15 protein-coding genes are annotated in these 17,228 nt (G+C 74.3%); 9 read left to right on the forward strand and 6 right to left on the reverse strand.

All coding sequences use genetic code 11. The features are described 5' to 3' along the window. Positions 1-45: 45 nt before the first annotated feature. From pstC to pstB, 3 genes are read left to right on the forward strand one after another with little or no spacing between them, the layout of a single operon-like run. Complete coding sequence (gene pstC, locus JD78_RS15110) at positions 46-996, forward strand: phosphate ABC transporter permease subunit PstC (protein ID WP_153358634.1); 951 nt, start codon at positions 46-48, stop codon at positions 994-996. Beyond that, positions 996-2,084 carry a phosphate ABC transporter permease PstA gene (gene pstA / locus JD78_RS15115; protein ID WP_153358632.1) on the forward strand — a complete coding sequence of 363 codons (1,089 nt, stop codon included), beginning with the start codon at positions 996-998 and terminating at the stop codon, positions 2,082-2,084. The genes pstC and pstA overlap by 1 nt, the downstream gene beginning before the upstream one ends. Before the next feature lie 25 nt (positions 2,085-2,109). Further along, a complete protein-coding gene (gene pstB / locus JD78_RS15120; RefSeq protein WP_153358631.1) occupies positions 2,110-2,889 on the forward strand; it encodes a phosphate ABC transporter ATP-binding protein PstB in 780 nt (259 codons plus the stop codon). A 202-nt stretch (positions 2,890-3,091) separates the two neighbouring features. Here pstB and JD78_RS22335 read toward each other — a convergent pair whose 3' ends face one another. Then, the gene (locus JD78_RS22335) at positions 3,092-4,645 is read right to left on the reverse strand and encodes an LCP family protein (RefSeq protein WP_243731054.1); all 1,554 of its coding nucleotides are present in this window, start codon (positions 4,643-4,645) and stop codon (positions 3,092-3,094) included. Positions 4,646-5,774: 1,129 nt separating this feature from the next. On the opposite strand from JD78_RS22335, the gene JD78_RS15130 reads away from it, so the two are divergent. Further along, on the forward strand, positions 5,775-6,827 hold the full coding sequence (locus JD78_RS15130; protein ID WP_166521216.1) for a hypothetical protein: 1,053 nt from the start codon (positions 5,775-5,777) through the stop codon (positions 6,825-6,827). A 67-nt stretch (positions 6,828-6,894) separates the two neighbouring features. Here JD78_RS15130 and JD78_RS15135 read toward each other — a convergent pair whose 3' ends face one another. Continuing rightward, entirely contained in the window at positions 6,895-7,323 is a 429-nt protein-coding gene (locus tag JD78_RS15135) for a DUF2795 domain-containing protein (RefSeq protein ID WP_153358629.1), read from the reverse strand. A 35-nt stretch (positions 7,324-7,358) separates the two neighbouring features. Beyond that, a complete protein-coding gene (locus tag JD78_RS15140; protein ID WP_153358627.1) occupies positions 7,359-7,568 on the reverse strand; it encodes a hypervirulence associated TUDOR domain-containing protein in 210 nt (69 codons plus the stop codon). A 335-nt stretch (positions 7,569-7,903) separates the two neighbouring features. On the opposite strand from JD78_RS15140, the gene JD78_RS15145 reads away from it, so the two are divergent. From JD78_RS15145 to JD78_RS15165, 5 genes are all read left to right on the forward strand, one after another. Beyond that, positions 7,904-8,707: a siderophore-interacting protein gene (locus tag JD78_RS15145; protein WP_153358625.1), complete on the forward strand. Its 804-nt coding sequence runs from the start codon at positions 7,904-7,906 to the stop codon at positions 8,705-8,707. A 104-nt stretch (positions 8,708-8,811) separates the two neighbouring features. Beyond that, complete coding sequence (locus JD78_RS15150) at positions 8,812-9,537, forward strand: response regulator transcription factor (protein WP_153358623.1); 726 nt, start codon at positions 8,812-8,814, stop codon at positions 9,535-9,537. Between the two features lie 4 nt (positions 9,538-9,541). Then, the gene (locus JD78_RS15155) at positions 9,542-11,161 is read left to right on the forward strand and encodes a sensor histidine kinase (RefSeq protein WP_228395022.1); all 1,620 of its coding nucleotides are present in this window, start codon (positions 9,542-9,544) and stop codon (positions 11,159-11,161) included. A 104-nt stretch (positions 11,162-11,265) separates the two neighbouring features. Continuing rightward, positions 11,266-12,186, forward strand: coding sequence for a sulfate adenylyltransferase subunit CysD (gene cysD / locus JD78_RS15160; protein WP_243731055.1), 921 nt, complete (start codon positions 11,266-11,268; stop codon positions 12,184-12,186). Then, complete coding sequence (locus JD78_RS15165; protein WP_153358619.1) at positions 12,186-13,487, forward strand: sulfate adenylyltransferase subunit 1; 1,302 nt, start codon at positions 12,186-12,188, stop codon at positions 13,485-13,487. The genes cysD and JD78_RS15165 overlap by 1 nt, the downstream gene beginning before the upstream one ends. Before the next feature lie 108 nt (positions 13,488-13,595). On the opposite strand, the gene JD78_RS15170 is transcribed toward JD78_RS15165, so the two are convergent. The 3 genes from JD78_RS15170 to JD78_RS15180 are packed head-to-tail and all read right to left on the reverse strand — an operon-like array spanning position 13,596 to position 17,193. Further along, positions 13,596-14,414, reverse strand: a complete 819-nt coding sequence (locus JD78_RS15170; RefSeq protein WP_153358617.1) for an FAD binding domain-containing protein — start codon at positions 14,412-14,414, stop codon at positions 13,596-13,598. Further along, positions 14,411-14,911, reverse strand: a complete 501-nt coding sequence (locus JD78_RS15175; protein ID WP_153358615.1) for a (2Fe-2S)-binding protein — start codon at positions 14,909-14,911, stop codon at positions 14,411-14,413. Before JD78_RS15175 ends, JD78_RS15170 begins: the two co-directional genes overlap by 4 nt. Further along, positions 14,908-17,193: a xanthine dehydrogenase family protein molybdopterin-binding subunit gene (locus JD78_RS15180; RefSeq protein WP_153358613.1), complete on the reverse strand. Its 2,286-nt coding sequence runs from the start codon at positions 17,191-17,193 to the stop codon at positions 14,908-14,910. Before JD78_RS15180 ends, JD78_RS15175 begins: the two co-directional genes overlap by 4 nt. Positions 17,194-17,228: the final 35 nt, after the last annotated feature.

The following is a 17,228-nucleotide window of genomic DNA, read 5'->3' on the forward strand; positions in this document are numbered from 1 at the left end:
GCCCCCGTCCCCGCACCAAGCACCACGAGCCCCCCGGAGCGATCGGTGACCTCGACCACCAGCGCACCACCCACCCGGCAGCAGCCCAAGCGCCGGCCGGGTGACCGCGTCTTCGCCGGCACCGCCAAGGGCGCCGGCATCCTGATCCTGGTCATCCTGGCCGGGGTCGCCGTCTTCCTCATCAGCGAGTCGGTCCCGGCGCTGACAGCCTCCCCGGACGAGCTCCCCGGCGACGCAGGCCTGGCCTCCTACATCGGCCCGCTGGTCTTCGGCACGCTGCTCTCTGCGGTGATCGCCCTGCTGGTCGCCACCCCGCTGGCGGTGGCCATCGCACTGTTCATCACGTTCTTCGCCCCGCGCCGACTGGCCGCCGGGCTGGGCTACGTGGTCGACCTGCTGGCCGCGATCCCGAGCATCGTCTACGGCTTCTGGGGCATCGCCTGGCTGGCGCCGCGACTGGTGCCCTTCTACCGCTGGCTCGAGGAGAACCTCGGGTTCATCCCGTTCTTCGCCGGCCCCGTCTCCTCCACCGGCCGCACCATGCTCACCATCGGGCTGGTGCTCGCCGTGATGATCCTGCCGATCATCAGCGCCATCTCCCGCGAGGTGTTCAGCCAGGTGCCGACCCTGCACACCGAGGCCGCCCTCGCGCTGGGCGCCACCCGGTGGGAGATGATCAAGATGGCCGTCATCCCCTACGGCAAGTCCGGCATCATCGGCGGGGCGATGCTCGGCCTCGGCCGCGCGCTCGGTGAGACGATGGCGGTCGCGATCATCCTGTCCGGCTCCGCCGCCGGGATCACCTGGGCACTGATCTCCAGCGCCAACCCGCAGACGATCGCGGCGAACATCGCGCTGCAGTTCCCGGAGTCCACCGGCCTCGCCGTGAACACCCTGATCGCCAGTGGCCTGGCGCTGTTCGTGATCACCCTCCTGGTCAACATGCTCGCCCGGTGGGTCGTCAACCGCCGGGCCGACTTCTCCGGAGCCAACTGATGAGCACGTCGACGCAGCAGCCCAGCACCGCGCCGGCCGGCCCGGCGCAGGAACAGGCCGAGCTGGGCCGTCACGCGAAGCAGGCGCCGTGGGTGCCGTGGGCGGTGTTCGGCGCCGCTGCGGTCGTGTCCCTGGGGATCGGGCTGCTGACCGGCTTCAACGTGGTGCTGTTCGTCATCTACACGGTCGTGTTGGGGACGGTGGGCACCTACCTCCTCTCCCGGGCCACCGAGGGCCGGCGCAAGGCCACCGACCGCCTGGTGACCTGCCTGGTGGTCAGCGCCTTCGGGATCGCGATGGTGCCGCTGGTCTCGCTGGTCTACGAGGTGGTCCGCCGCGGGGCGGAGCGGTTCGACGGCGAGTTCTTCGGCGCCTCCCTGGTCGGCATCATCGGCCCGGGCGGCGGCGCCTACCACGCCATCATGGGCACCCTGATCATCACGCTGCTGACGACGCTGATCTCCGTGCCGATCGGCCTGATGACCGCCATCTACCTGGTCGAGTACGGCACCGGCCGGCTCAAGCGGTCCATCACCTTCCTGGTCGACGTCATGACCGGCATCCCCTCGATCGTCGCCGGCCTGTTCGCCTACGCGCTCTTCGTGCTGATCTTCGGCCCCGGCGTCCGACTGGGCATCATGGGTGCCATCGCACTGTCGGTGCTGATGATCCCGGTGGTCGTCCGCTCGGCCGAGGAGGTGCTCAAGCTGGTGCCGAACGAGCTGCGCGAGGCCTCCTACGCGCTCGGCGTCTCCAAGTGGCGGACCATCGTCAAGGTGGTCATCCCGACCGCGATCGCCGGTCTCGGCACCGGCGTCACCCTGGCCATCGCCCGGGTCATCGGTGAGACCGCACCGCTGCTGATCACCGTGGGCATCACCAACGCCACCAACTTCGACCCGTTCGACGGGCGGATGGCGACCCTGCCGGTGTACGCGTACTACCAGCTCACCCAGCCGGGCGTACCGCCGGAGAACGCGATCGACCGGGCCTGGACAGCGGCCCTGGTGCTCATCATGCTGGTCATGGGCCTCAACGTGGTCGCTCGTCTGATCAGCCGCTTCTTCGCCCCCAAGACCGGTCGCTGACCGACCCGATCCGGAGGATCTCCCCGTGGCCAAGCGCATCGACGTCTCCGACCTCGACATCTACTACGGCAACTTCAAGGCCGTCGAGGGCGTCAACCTCTCCATCGAGCCGCGCAGCATCACCGCGCTGATCGGCCCCTCCGGCTGCGGCAAGTCGACCTTCCTGCGGTCGCTCAACCGCATGCACGAGGTGATTCCCGGCGCCCGCGTGGAGGGCAAGGTCGTCATCGAGGGGCAGGACCTCTACGGCGGTGACGTCGACCCGGTCGACGTCCGGCGGCAGATCGGCATGGTCTTCCAGCGGCCCAACCCGTTCCCGACCATGTCGATCTACGACAACGTGGTCGCCGGCGTGCGGCTGAACAGCAAGAAGATGAAGAAGTCCGACATGGACGACCTCGTCGAGCGCTCGCTGAAGGGCGCCAACCTCTGGGCCGAGGTGAAGGACCGCCTCGACCGGCCCGGCTCCGGCCTCTCCGGTGGCCAGCAGCAGCGGCTCTGCATCGCCCGCGCGATCGCCATCGAGCCCGAGGTGCTGCTGATGGACGAGCCGTGCTCGGCGCTCGACCCGATCTCCACCCTGGCCGTCGAGGACCTGATGATGGAGCTGAAGGAGCGCTTCACCATCGTCATCGTCACGCACAACATGCAGCAGGCCGCCCGGGTCAGCGAGACCACCGGCTTCTTCAACCTCAACGGCGTCGGCCAGCCGGGGCGCCTCATCGAGTTCAACCCCACCGAGAAGATCTTCAGCAACCCGGACCAGAAGGCGACCGAGGACTACATCTCCGGCCGCTTCGGCTGATCGCAGGGCCACCTCCGTCGCCGCCCCCGGCGCCGCGCCCGCCCGGGCGCCGCGCCGGGGGCGGTGTGGTGTCCGGGGGCGGTGTCGTGTCCGGGGCCTGCCGCCCACGCCAGTGTGCGCTGGACGTCGGTCTCCGCCCCCAGGACCGACGACCACTGCACAACGGCGGGCCGGCCGATGCGACGGCGCCCGTGTGGCGGGGTCAGCCGCAGTCGGCGGAGCCCTCCGGCACCGGCGCGGGGGCGGCCGACGACGGGACCGGGGTGCCCAGGGCAACCGGCACGACGCCGGTGAAGTCGGGGCCGATCACCAGCTGCACCGCGCCCCCCACCAGGTCGCTCTCGACCAGGACGGCACCGGGGACGGCGGCGGCCACGGTGCGGGCCGGCTCCAGCGACGCCGGGCCGTACCGGACGACGGTCCGTGCGACCGCGGCGGGCTCTGCCCCCTGCGCACCGACCCGGAAGCCCTGCGCGGTCAGGGCGCCGACGGCCTCCGCCGTCCGCTGACCGCCGGTGGCGTCGAGCACGTCGACGGTGACGCCGGCCGGTTCGACGCTGACGGTCGTCCCCGCCGGCACCGGGTCGGTCTCGGTGGGCACCGGCAGCTCGTCCGCCGGCGCAGCGCCGGCCGCCCCGCCCTCGGCCGGTGCGCCCTCCCCCGCGACGTCCTCGGCGGCGGCGTCCGCGGGCACCGGCAGCCGGCCGGTGTCGATGACCGCGTCGAAGAGCTGCCTGGTGGCGGCGGCGTCGACCACGACGGCCGCCTGGTCGCTGCCCGCGGGGACGTACCCGATCCGGCTCACCGGCAGGTCGGCGCGCTCGACCGCCTCGGCGCCCAGGTCGGCGAAGGTGGTGCCGAAGGTGCGCACGTCGCCGAGCGTGGTGTCGCCGTCGACGGTCAGCGCATCGGCAGCGCGGGTGAGGAAGCGGGTCAGGGTCATCGGGTCGGCCAGCGTGCCGCCGGCCGCGGCCGTACCCAGGGTGGCGGCGAGCACCCGCTCCTGGCGCTGCGCCGTCGCATTGCCGGTGACGTCGTGCCCGTCCCCTCCCGGACTCAGGTACCCGCCGGCCTCGTCGCCGGTCAGCCCGTGCGCACCGGCCGGCAACGGGAGGGCCGAGCCGGTCGTCGGCCCGGGCAGACACACGGTCACCTCGTCCAGTGCGTCGACCAGCTCCGGCAGCCGCGCCGCGTCCACCTGCAGGTAGTGGTCGATCCGCAGGCCCGACACCTGCTGCACGGCCCGGACCAGGCAGGCCGGCCCCCCGTCCAGCAGCGCGGCGGCGAAGGACTCGGTGACCGCCTCCCGGACCTCGCCGTCGGCGCCCAGACAGGTGGGCGTGTCGGTGAGCGCGGTGGGCGGCACGGAGACCAGCACCGCCGAGCTGCCGTCGCCACCGACGTGTGCCACGAGCGTGCTCACCGCGGCCGGGCCCGTGCGCCCGGGCAGGTCGGTGCCGACGACCAGGTAGGTGCGGGACGTCTCCTGCAGCTGGGGGGCGAGCACCTCGGGGCCGTCGGTGGCGAGCGCGTCGACCCGCGTCATGCTCACGTCGGCGTAGAAGTACAGCCCCACGTAGAAGGTCAGCACGGTGGCGAGCAGGGCGGCCGCGACGACGCCGGCCCGGCCGAGCCGACGTCGTGCCGGCCCGGCCGGCGCCGCGCGGCGGTGCACCTGAGCGGGCGGCTCGGGCGGGGGCGGGGCGGCGGGGGCATCCCGGCCGGGGATCGGCGGCACCGGGAGGCTGCGGCGCACGCCGGGGACCGGGACGGACGGCTGGGCGGGCAGCGGCGGACGGGCGGGCACGACGGGCGCGGAGGCCGACGCCGACCGGGACACCGGCGGATGGGACGCGGGCGGCTGGGACGCCGGCTGCTGGGACACCGGCGCCACGGCGGGCCGGGGCTGTAGTAGCCGTCCGGGCTGCTCGACGGGCCGTTGCGCCGGCCGGGGCGGCTCGGCGAGCTGCGGCGGCGCGGCGGGCTGCGGCGGCGCGGCGGGCTGCGGAGGCGCCGTGGACCGCGGCGGCACCGGCTCGGGCGGCGCCGTGCGGGGCGGCCGCTGCGGCGCTGGCGGGACCCGCTGGGCGTCGGAGGAGGGGCGGGCCCGACGGGGCCCGGCGTCTGCGGGGCGGGGGACGGCCGCGGCGGTGCACCGGGCCGACCGCCCGCCGCAGGCCGCGGGGCCGGCTGGGCTCCCGTGCTCGGTGCACCGGGAGGGCGCACGTGCGGCGTCGGCCGCGACGGGGGCGCCGGGTGGGGTGCGGGCGCAGCCGGCTGGAACCACGTGGCCGGCCGGGGGTCGCCGGTGGTCACCGGCTCGACCGGCAGGGCCGGCTGCCAGCCGGTGGGCAGGACGGCGGGTGCGGAGGGGCCGGGCGAGGCGCACCGTTCGGCCGCCCCGGCGGCGGCGAGCCCGGGGCGCCGCCGGTCCCCGGGTCGCGCACCACAGGGGTCGCCCCGGTGCCCTCCGCGGCCTCCCGCCGTTCCGCGCGCCGGCGGCGCACGCCGGCTCCCGCGCCGGTCCGGGCCAGCAGCTCGTCGACCGTGAGGGGAGCCGCCGGCCCGGCCGGGCCCGGCGCAGCGGGCCCCGACGGTGACCGGTCACCGTCGAGGCCACGTCGCCTGGGGTCGTCCGCCACCGGTCTGGGCACTCCATCGTCTGGTCCTGCGGCACCGCGTCCGGGCCGCCCGCTCGCTCGATCCCGCGCCGGCCGGTGACCGGTCGAGCACGGACCGTTCCACGATACGGGTGCCCGGCGCTCCTTCCACGCCGAACGCGCGGTGCGTACCGGCCGAGTCGGCCCGGCCGCGGTGGCGTCGTCCCCACCGTTCGACCGGCGCGGGCCGGGATGCCTCAGTAGCGTCGCCCCGGTGAGGACGCCGTGAAGCTGCCGATCCCCGGGCCATCCGACCTGCTGGGCGCCGTCGACGGGCTGCGCGAGGGCATCACCCAGGCGCTCGCCCTGCTGCCGCGGGCGGTCGGTGCGGTCGGGCAGGCCGAGCAGCTGCTCGTCCGGGTCGGCGGCCTGGTCGACCGGGCCGAGCTGGCCGTCGAGCGGGCCGAGGCAGCGATGGTGCACATCGACGCCACCCGGTCGCGCGCCGACGCCGCCATCACCGCCGTGGACGGCACCCGGCAGCGCGCCGAGCAGGCGATCGACGCCGTCCGGACCACGCAGCTCGCCGCCGGCGAGCTGGTGGCAGCGGTGGGCCGCACCACCGACCGGGCCGGGGAGCTCGTCACCAAGGTCAGCACCACCACCGACCGGGCCGGGGAGCTCGTCACCAAGGTCAGCACCACCACCGACCGGGCCGGGGAGCTCGTCACCAAGGTCGACACCACCACCGACCGGGCCGGCGACCTCGTCACCAAGGTCAGCACCACCACCGACCGGGCCGGTGAACTCGTCACCAAGGTCAGCACCACCACCGACCGGGCCGGTGAACTCGTCACCAAGGTCAGCACCACCACCGACCGGGCCGGTGACCTCGTCACCAAGGTCGGCACCACCACCGACCTGGCCGGTGAGCTGGTGACGGCGGTGGGCGGCACGACCGCCGACGCCGATGGCCTGCTGCGCCGCAGCGAGGCGCTGCTCGCGGCCTTCGCCCCGCTGCTGGACGCCTACCGCCCGGCCCTGGGCGAGCTCGCGCCGGTCGTCACCCGGCTCGCGGAGGAGCTGGACGAGTCCGAGGTGCAGGCGCTGGTCCACCTGGTCGACCGGCTGCCCGCGCTGGTAACCCACCTGGACGAGGACGTGCTGCCGGTGCTGGTCACCCTCGGCGACGTCGCGCCCGACGTGCACCAGCTGCTGGACACGGTCCAGGACATGCGCCAGGTGGTGAAGGGCTTCCCCGGGTCCAAGCTGTTCCGCCGCCGGGGCGCGGAGGAGATCGCCGAGGAGGAGTCCGACAGCGAGGCCCCGCCGCAGTGAACGGACGCCCGCACGCACGACCGGCGTCGCCCCCCAGGGGACGACGCCGGTCGGGGAGCTGTCGGGCTCAGGTCTCGGTGGGGTACCCCAGCGCCCGGACGACGTCGCCGATCCGGTCGTAGGACTCGCCGGCCGGGAGCTTGGCCAGCTCATCGGCCACCGCGTCGGGCGCCCGGTGGTCGCGGGCGGCCTCCACCAGGTCCCCGCCAGTGGCCGGGAAGTCGGCGCGGTCCAGCCAGCGCGCGAGCTCGGCGCGGGCGACCACGGCGTCCGCGGTCGTCCCCTGCGGAACGCCACCGGTCAGCGTGCCGGCCGGGTCGGCGTCGATGTCGGGCTGGTCCTCGCCGACGGGCTCGACCTCCCGCCACTCCTCCGAGCGGGTCGCCCGCTCGGCCTTCATCATCCCCTGCACCTCGTGCTCGAGCTCCTCGTCCAGGCGCGGGCTGTGCTTGGTGCTCCGGCTCGATGCGGCGTCGAAGCCTGCGGTCTCGCTCACGTCTCCTCCTCTCGCGCGGCCCCCGGCCGCGACGGTCAGTCCTTCTCGAGTGCGCCGGGCTTGTGGACGGCGGTCCCGCCGCTCTTCTCGCTCTTCACCTCGTACTGCGGGTCGTCCTCGCTGGCCCGCACGGTCCGGCCGGCGGCCTTCGTGTCGGAGGTGATCTCCCGCTGGACCGTGCCCTCCGCCTCACCGCCGTGGCTCTTCCACGTGACGTGGTCGCCCTTGCTGAACTCCTCGGCCATCCGGCCTCCTCCGTGCGGTGGGTCCCCGGCTCGGCACCCGTCGTGCGGGGGTGCCTGCCCGGGCCGGCGGCGCGGCACACATCAGCGGCACACCCGGCTGCCGGGCGCACCTCGGGGTCCCTCCAGCGCTCACCCCATCGAGGGGGGTCACCCGGCCGGGGAGTGCCGGGGCGAAGATCGTCACGTAGCGTGCTCACAGACGGAGGTCCTGGGACGTCTTCCCTGGCCAGTGCCGCGCACTGGTCACGTTCCGTGAGACCTCGTCCGCGATCGCCGGCCCGGCTGGCCCCTTTCCCCCGGGGCCGGTCGGGTCGGCCCGCTTAGGCTGGCTGACCGTGAGCGCCCCCGTCGACCCGCCGCCCGCCAGCACCGCCCCGGACGCACGCCCGGTCGACGTCCTCACCGTCACCGCCGTCCGCGACGTCACGCCCGCCGTCCGCCGGGTGACCCTGCACGCCCCGGCGCCCGTGGTCGCGGCCGCGGGTCCCACGCTCTCCCTGCTCGTCCCCCGCGTGGGCGACCCCGACCCGCGCTGGCCCGCCGTGGCCCGGGACGGCCGGATCGTCTGGCCCCAGGGCAGCCACGGCGTGAGCCTGCGCAGCTACACCTCGCGCCGGCAGGACCCGTCCGCCGGCGAGGTCGACGTCGACTTCGTGCTGCACGGCGACGGGCCGGCCGCCTCTTGGGCCGCCGCGGCCGCGCCCGGCGCCCTCCTCGGCGTCGCCAGCGCGGCGCCGCTGGGTTCGGCACCCGCGGGGTGGCTGCTGCTGGCCGGCGACGAGACGGCCATCCCGGCGATCAGCCGGGTGCTGGCCGACGCCGGCCCGGACACCCGCGGGGTCGCTCTGCTCGAGGTGGCCGGGCCGGCGGAGGAGCAGGGCCTGCCCGCCCCCGCCGGGGTGGAGCTGCGCTGGCTGCACCGGGGCGGCACCGAGCCGGGCCTCAGCTCGCTGCTCACCGATGCCGTCGCGGCGCTGCCCCGTCCCGAGGGGGACGACGTCTTCGCCTGGGTGGCCGCCGAGTCCTCGGTGGTCCGGGCGGTCCGGGCCGACCTGCGCACCCGCTGGGGCCTGCGCCGCGGACAGCACCACGCCATCGGCTACTGGCGCCGCGGCCGGGCGATGTCCCCGACCGCGTGACCCCGCCTCGCAGCGTTCTCACAGGTAGCGTCCAGGCCGGACGCAGCCACGGCGACGACCGTCGCGGCATGACGACGGCCGGACCGGCTCCATCGGGGGGAACAGTGACCGCCAGCAGCTCGACCACCGCGGCACCCGAGGCCCGGCTGCTCGTGGTCGACGACGAACCGAACATCCGCGAGCTGCTCTCGGCCAGCCTGCGCTTCGCCGGGTTCGAGGTGGCCACCGCCGCCGACGGCCAGCAGGCGCTGGCCATGGCCGAGGAGTTCCGCCCCGACCTGCTGGTCCTCGACGTGATGATGCCCGGCCTCGACGGTTTCGGCGTCGTCCGCCGGATGCGGCAGAACGGCCGGCACACCCCGGTGCTGTTCCTGACCGCCCGCGACGCCGGCGAGGACAAGGTCACCGGCCTGACCCTGGGCGCGGACGACTACGTCACCAAGCCGTTCAGCCTCGACGAGGTGCTCGCCCGGATCCGGGCGGTCCTCCGCCGTGCGCAGGGCGTCCAGCAGGTCGCGGAGTCGCCGAAGCTGGTCTTCGCCGACATCGAGCTGGACGAGGAGTCGCACGAGGTCATCAAGGCCGGGAAGCTGGTCAGCCTCTCCCCCACGGAGTTCAAGCTGCTGCGCTACCTGATGACGAACGCCGGCCGGGTGCTGTCCAAGGCGCAGATCCTCGACCACGTGTGGAACTACGACTTCAACGGCGAGGCCAACGTCGTGGAGTCCTACATCTCCTACCTGCGGCGGAAGATCGACACCACCGAGCCCCGGCTGCTGCACACCCTGCGCGGCGTGGGCTACTCGCTGCGCCTGCCGCGCGGCAGCTGAGCGCGTGACGGGCACCCCGACCGGACGGGTGCCGGGGAGCAGCAGCTCGGCCGGCACGCTCACGTCCAGCCCGGACGACGGGCAGGACGCCGCCGACGACGTCGCTCCGCCGGCGGCCGGGCAGCGGACGGCCGGTGCCCCCCGCATCCCGCTGCGGGTCACCCTGGTGGCGCTGCTGGTCGCCCTGGTCGCGCTGGCGCTGACCGCGACCGGCTTCGCCGCGACGTCACTGCTGCGCAGCTACCTGCTCGAGCAGCAGGAGCAGCAGCTGGGCAGCCTCGTCCGGGAGGTGACCAACGACCCGACGCTGGTGCAGCAGGCCTGCAGCGGCGAGGGCATCGACGTCACCGGCCGGGGCGTCTACCTGGCCTGCCTGGGCCCCGACGGGCTGATCGGGCAGTACGCCGCCCCCCAGTCCGACGACGAGCTGCCCGACCTCGGCGACCTCACCGCCGAGACGGCCGCCGGCTACGGCAGCAAGGCGTTCACCCTCCCCGCCGTCGACCACCGCAGCTCCTGGCAGGTCGCCCTGGTCCAGGTCGCGCCGGACCGCACCCTGGTGATCGGGCAGGACCGCGCCGGCGACCAGGCGGCGCTCGAGTGGCTGGTCCGGATCCAGCTCCTGGTCGGGCTGACGGTGCTCGTCGTCCTCGGCGTCGCCGGCTACCTGCTGGTGAGCAACAGCCTGCGGCCGCTGGAGGAGGTGGAGGACACCGCCCGCGCCATCGCCGGCGGCGACCTGTCCCGCCGCGTGCCGGCGGGTGACGACCGCACCGAGATCGGCCGGCTGTCGGCCGCGCTCAACGGCATGCTCGGCCGGATCGAGAGCTCCTTCCGCGCCCAGCAGTCCTCCGAGGAGCAGGCGCGGGCCTCGGAGGCGCGGATGCGCCGGTTCGTCGCCGACGCCAGCCACGAGCTGCGCACCCCGCTCACCTCCATCCGCGGGTTCGCCGAGCTGCACCGCCAGGGCGCCGTCCGCGGCCCGGAGGACACCGGCCGGCTGATGCAGCGGATCGAGTCCGAGGCCACCCGGATGGGCTCCCTGGTCGAGGACCTCCTGCAACTGGCCCGGCTGGACCAGCAGCGCCCGCTCTCACTGGGCCCGGTCGACCTGGCACAGGTCGCCGGCGACGCCGTCCACGACGCCCGCGCCGTCCAGCCGGAGCGCGCGGTCAGCCTGCACCTGGACGACTCGCTGACCGACGCACCGGTGGTGCGCGGGGACGAGGCCCGGCTGCGCCAGGTGGTCGGCAACCTGGTCACCAACGCCCTCACCCACACCCCGGTCGACGCCCGGGTCACCGTGCGGGTCGCCGAGGACGCCGAGGACCCGGACTCCGTCGTGCTGGCGGTCTCCGACGACGGACCGGGCCTGGCCCCGGCCGACGCCGACCGGGTGTTCGAGCGCTTCTACCGCGCCGACGCCTCCCGCACGCGGGCCGCCGGGGGCACCGGCCTGGGGTTGTCGATCGTCGCCTCGCTGGTGGCCGCGCACGGCGGCCGGGTGGAGCTCACCACCGCCCCCGGCGAGGGCGCGACCTTCGCCGTCCGACTGCCCCGCTCGGGCCCTCCCGAGGTGGCCACCGAGGGGTCCGGCGACCCGGCGGAGGAGCCGGGGGCCTGACGAGTAGGGCCATGACGGACACTGGTGCCGGGAATCCCCACCACGTTGATGTGGTTGGCCCACTGAACCGCCGCCCCTGCCGCCGTCCCCGGGAGCTCGACAGCGTGACGCCGCTCGACGCACTGCCCGACCACCGGCTCACCCAGCTGCAGACGCTGGAGGCCGAGTCCGTCCACGTCATCCGCGAGGTGGCCGCGGAGTCCGAGCGCCCGGTGCTCCTGTTCTCCGGCGGCAAGGACTCCATCGTCATGCTGGAGCTCGCCCGCAAGGCGTTCGCCCCGGCGCGCATCCCCTTCCCGGTGATGCACGTCGACACCGGGCTGAACTTCCCCGAGGTGCTGGAGTTCCGCGACAAGCGGGTCGCCGAGCTCGGCGTGGAGCTGGTGGTCGCCTCGGTGCCCGACGCGATCGCCGCCGGCACCGTGCGCGAGGAGCCCAACGGTTCCCGCAACCGGATCCAGACCCCGGTGCTGCTGGACGCGGTCGAGCAGCACGGCTTCACCGCGCTGTTCGGCGGTGCCCGCCGCGACGAGGACAAGGCCCGCGCGAAGGAGCGGATGTTCTCCTTCCGCGACGAGTTCGGTCAGTGGGACCCGAAGAACCAGCGACCGGAGTTGTGGGACCTCTACAACGGCCGCACCCACCAGGGCGAGTCGATCCGGGTGTTCCCGCTGTCGAACTGGACCGAGCTGGACATCTGGGGCTACATCGCCCAGGAGGAGATCGCCATCCCGCAGCTCTACCTGGCCCAGGAGCGGGACGTCGTCGACCGGGCCGGGATGCTGTACGCGGTCAACGAGTTCATCACGCCGAAGGACGGCGAGACGGTACTGCACGAGAGCGTGCGCTACCGCACCGTCGGTGACGCCAACCTGACCGCCGCGGTCCGCTCGACGGCCACCACGGTCGAGGAGGTCATCGCCGAGATCGCGGTGACCCGGCTGACCGAGCGGGGCGCCACCCGCGGCGACGACAAGGTCAGCGACGCGGCGATGGAGGACCGGAAGAAGGAGGGGTACTTCTGATGAGCGCTCTCTCCCAGGCGGCCGCCGAGATCGCCACCGCCCGCAAGGACATCCTGCGGATCGCCACCGCCGGCTCGGTCGACGACGGCAAGAGCACCCTCATCGGGCGGCTGCTGTTCGACAGCAAGGCCGTGTTCGAGGACCAGTACGCCGCGATCGAGCGGGCCAGCCGTGGCGACTACGTCGACCTGGCGCTGCTCACCGACGGCCTGCGCGCCGAGCGCGAGCAGGGCATCACCATCGACGTCGCCTACCGGTACTTCACCACCCCGCGGCGCACCTTCATCCTGGCCGACACCCCCGGGCACGTGCAGTACACCCGGAACATGGTCACCGGCGCCTCGACGGCGGACCTGGCGATCGTGCTCGTCGACGCCCGCAAGGGCATGGTCGAGCAGAGCCGCCGGCACGCCTTCCTCGCCTCGCTGCTGCGGGTGCCGCACCTGGTGGTCGCGGTCAACAAGATGGACCTCGTCGACTGGTCCGAGTCCGTCTACGAGGGCATCCGCGAGGAGTTCACCGCCTTCGCCACCAAGCTCGAGGTCCCCGACGTCACCGTCGTCCCGATCTCGGCGCTGCAGGGCGACAACGTCGTCACCCGCTCGGCGAACATGCCCTGGTACGAGGGCACCTCGCTGCTGCACCACCTCGAGCACGTGCACGTCGCCAGCGACCGGAACCTGGTCGACACCCGGTTCCCGGTGCAGTACGTCATCCGCCCGCAGGTCCTGGGTCCTGACAGCGCTGCGTTCCACGACTACCGCGGCTACGCCGGCCGGGTCTCCGGCGGTGTGCTGCGCCCCGGTGACGAGGTGCAGGTGCTGCCCAGCGGCCTGACCACGACGATCGCCGGCATCGACGGCCCCGACGGCCCGGTGGAGGCGGCGTTCCCGCCCATGTCGGTCACCGTCCGGCTCACCGACGACCTCGACGTGTCCCGCGGCGACCTGATCTGCCGCCCGCAGAACGCCCCGCAGGTCACCCAGGACCTCGACGCGATGGTCTGCTGGATGTCCGACCAGCCGTTGCAGGCCCGGCAGCGGCTGGCGGTCAAGCACACCACCCGCTCGGTGCGCGCGATGGTCAAGGACGTGCAGTACCGGCTGGACGTGAACACGCTGCACCGCGACCTCGAGGCGGGCAGCCTCGGGCTCAACGACATCGGCCGGGTCACGCTGCGCACCACGCAACCGCTGTTCGTCGACGACTACCACCGCAACCGGGCGACCGGGCGGTTCATCCTCATCGACGAGTCCACCAACGCCACCGTCGGCGCCGGGATGCTCACCCCCGCCCGCTGAGGCAGCGCCCTCCGCCGTCCCCGGCCTCCGCCCGATCCAGCTCTCGGCGCCGAAACCCAACCCGGTTTCGGCGCCGAAACCTGGCCGGGTTTCGGCGCCGAAACCGGGTCAGGACGACGCGGCGGCGGTCTCCAGGGCGCGGCGGGTGAGCAGCCGGGCCAGGTGCCGGCGGTAGTCGGCGTCGGCGTGCATGTCCGACGACGGCGACAGGCCCTGGTCGGCCAGCGCGGCGGCGTCGGCGATCGACGCCCCGCCGGCCAGCGCCTCCTCGGTCGCGGTGGCCCGGACGACGGCGCCGGCCATGTTGGCCAGCGCCACCCGGCCCTGCACCGCGGCGGCGGCGACGATCGGCCAGTCGTTCTCCCGGCGGGTGAACTTCTCGTAGCCCCAGCCCGCGGCCCCGGTGCGCGGCACCCGGACCTCCACCACCAGCTCGTCGGGCTCCAGCGCCGTCTCGAAGAAGCCCAGCCAGAACGCGGTCACCGGCACGGCGCGCCGCCCGCCGGGGCCCTGCAGGACGACGTCCCCGCCCAGCGCGAGCAGCGCGGTGGGCAGGTCGGAGGCGGGATCGCTGTGCGCGACCGTGCCGCCGAGGGTGCCCCGGTGGCGCACCTGCGGGTCGCCGACCCGGCCGGCGACGTGCGGCAGCAGCGGCACCTCGGCAGCGGCGACGGCGGAGCGCTGCAGCTCGTGGTGCCGGGTGCCGGCGCCGATGGCCACCTCCTCCCCCTCCACCCGCACGTAGGAGAGGTCGGGGATGCCGCTGATGTCGACCAGCACCGCGGGCACGGCCAGCCGCAGCTTCATCAGCGGCAGCAGCGAGTGCCCACCGGCCAGCACCTTGGCGTCGTCGCCGTGCTCGGTCAGCGCGTCCAGCGCCTCCTCGACCGACCGGGCGCGGACCAGCTCGAACGGCGCGGGGATCACCGCTGCACCTGCGCCTGGGGCACCTGGCCGGCGGCCGGGCCGGCCTGCGCCGCGGCCTGCACCGCACGGACGATGTTGTGGTAGCCGGTGCACCGGCAGAGGTTGCCCTCCAGGCCCTCGCGGACCTCCCGGTCGCTCGGGTCGGGGTTGTCGGCGAGCACCCCGATCGCGGCCAGCACCATCCCGGGGGTGCAGAAGCCGCACTGCAGCCCGTGCTCGGCGCGGAAGGCGGCCTGCACCGGGTGCAGCTCGCCGTCCGGACCGGCCAGCCCCTCCAGGGTGGTCACCTGCGCCCCGTCGGTCTGCGCGGCGAGCACGGTGCAGCTCTTCACCGTGAGCCCGTCGACGACGACGGTGCACGCGCCGCAGGACGTCGAGTCGCAGCCGATGTTGGTGGCGGTCAGCCCGCAGGCGTCCCGCAGCCAGTGCGCCAGCAGCATCCGCGGCTCCACGTCGTCGGTGCGCTCCTGGCCGTTGACCGTGATCGAGACCTTCACCGGTCCCCCTCCTGCCGTGCCTGCTGGATCGCCCGCCACACCCGCATCGGGGTGGTGGGCATGTCGATGTGCCGGACGCCGAGGTGGGCGACGGCGTCGATGACGGCGTTCTGCGTCGCCGGGGTGGAGCCGATCGTGCCCGCCTCGCCGATGCCCTTGGCGCCGAGCGGGTTCACCGGCGTCGGGGTGGCCATCTCGACCAGCTCGAAGCTGGGCAGCTCGGTGGCGGAGATGAACGGGTAGTCCGCCAGCGTCGAGGTGGTCGGGTTGCCGTCGGCGTCGTACAGGACCTCCTCCAGCAGGGCCTGCGCGACGCCCTGGGCGAGCCCGCCGTGGCGCTGCCCGTCGGCCAGCAGCGGGTTGAGGATCGTGCCGGCGTCGTCGACGGCGACCACCCGGACGACCTCGGCCTTGCCCGACTCCACATCGACCTCGACGACGACGACGTGCGCGCCGAAGGGGAACGTGGGCGCCGCGGCGGAGAAGGTGGTGCGCACCAGCAACGGCTCGTCGGCCGCGAGCTCGGCGAAGCCCACCCCGCTGCCCGGGGAGCCCTTCACCGCCATCCCGGCCAGGCCGAGGTCGACGACGAGGTCGGCGGGGTCCACCTCCAGCCGCTCGGCGGCGCGGGCGCGGGCCAGCTCGACCAGCTCCCCGGCGGCCTGGTGCACCGCCGCACCGCCCTGCTGGAGGCTGCGGGAGCCCATCGTGCCGCCGCCCCTCGGCACCAGGTCGGTGTCGCCGTGCAGCACCGTGATCTTCTCGATCGGGATGCCGAGCTGGTCACTGGCGATCATCGCCCAGGCTGTGGCGTGACCCTGCCCGTGCGGGGAGGTGCCGGTGAGGATCGTCGCCGTCCCGTCGGGGTGGACCTCGATCGACGCGTCCTCGGTCGGGGCGCCCGACTCGCCGCCGGCGCCGGTGATCTCCACGTAGACCGATAGCCCGATGCCCAGCTGGCGGACCTCGCCGGCCGACCGCCGGCGGGCCTGCTCGGCGCGGAGCTCGGCGTAGCCCGCGGCGTCGAGGGCCTTCTCCAGCGCGGCGGCGTAGTCGCCGGTGTCGTAGGTCGCGCCCATCGCCGTGGTGTGCGGGGTGTCGAACGGCGGGACGACGTTGATCCGCCTCACCTCGGCCGGGTCCATGCCGATCTCGGCGGCGAAGAGGTCGACGGCCCGTTCCACCGCCGCGGTGGCCTCCGGCCGGCCGGCGCCCCGGTAGGCGCCGATCGACGTCGTGTTCGTGGCCAGCACCCGGGCCTGGGCGTGCACCCGGGGGAAGGCGTAGACACCCGGGGTCATCAGCATGGTCAGCGTCGGCAGCACCACGGCGAACCGCGGGTAGGCGCCGGCGTCCTGGTCGGCGACCAGGCTGTAGGCCTCGATCGTCCCGTCGCGCCGCCCGCCGATGGCGATCTGGTGGTCCTGACCGCGGCCGTGCAGCATCCCGACGAGGTTCTCCGAGCGGCTCTCCGACCAGCGGACGGGGCGCTGCACGAGCTTCGCCAGCTGGGCCACGAGGGCGAACTCGGGGTCGGCGCCGATCTTGGCCCCGAACCCGCCACCGACGGCGGGGGTGATCAGGTGCACCAGGTCGGGGTCCAGGCCGAGCCAGCCGGCCACCTGCGCCTTGGCCATCTGGGCACCCTGGTTGGAGCACCACAGGGTGACCCGCCCGTCCTCGCCCCAGACCGCGGATGCGGCGCGGGTCTCCAGCGGCACCGGCGCGACCCGCTGGTTCACGATCCGGTGCCGGACGACGACCTCGCAGCCGGCGAAGAAGTCCTCGGGCGCCGGTTCGCCGAAGGAGGCGACGAGGTTGGTGCCGACCTCCGGGAACAGGACGACGTCGTCGCTGGCCGCCGCTGCCGTGCCGACGACGGCCGGCAGGGGGTCGATGTCGACCGCGACGAGCTCGGCGGCGTCCTCGCCCTGGTAGCGCTCCTCGGTGAGGACGACGGCGATGACGTCGCCGACGAAGCGCACCACGTCGGAGGCCAGCCAGGGACGGGTGAACGACTCGTGGACGAACGGGAACCCGGTCGGGATGGGCGCCAGGTCGGTCAGGTCGGCCGCGGTGACCACCGCGACCACCCCGGGCGCCTCCCGCGCCGCGGCGGTGTCGACCGACAGCACGCGGCCGTGCGCGACCGGCGAGCGGACCAGCGTGGCGTGCAGGGCTCCGGTGAGCCGGTCGTCGGCGAGGTCGTCGGTGTACACCGCCCCGCGGGTGAGGAACAGCGGGTCCTCCGTGCGGACGACCCGGGTGCCGAGGATGCTCATGCGCCTGCCTTCGTCGACGATGACGGGACCGGCAC

The organism is Modestobacter roseus, assembly GCF_007994135.1.
GTDB classification, from domain to species: Bacteria; Actinomycetota; Actinomycetes; order Mycobacteriales; family Geodermatophilaceae; genus Modestobacter; species Modestobacter roseus.

What these genes read in the sequence shown, in the direction of transcription:
- pstA (WP_153358632.1), top strand. Translation starts at nt 996, where the DNA reads ATGAGCACGTCGACGCAGCAGCCCAGCACCGCGCCGGCCGGCCCGGCG.
- JD78_RS15140 (WP_153358627.1), bottom strand. Translation starts at nt 7,568, where the DNA reads ATGGCCGAGGAGTTCAGCAAGGGCGACCACGTCACGTGGAAGAGCCAC.
- JD78_RS15165 (WP_153358619.1), top strand. Translation starts at nt 12,186, where the DNA reads ATGAGCGCTCTCTCCCAGGCGGCCGCCGAGATCGCCACCGCCCGCAAG.
- JD78_RS15180 (WP_153358613.1), bottom strand. Translation starts at nt 17,193, where the DNA reads ATGAGCATCCTCGGCACCCGGGTCGTCCGCACGGAGGACCCGCTGTTC.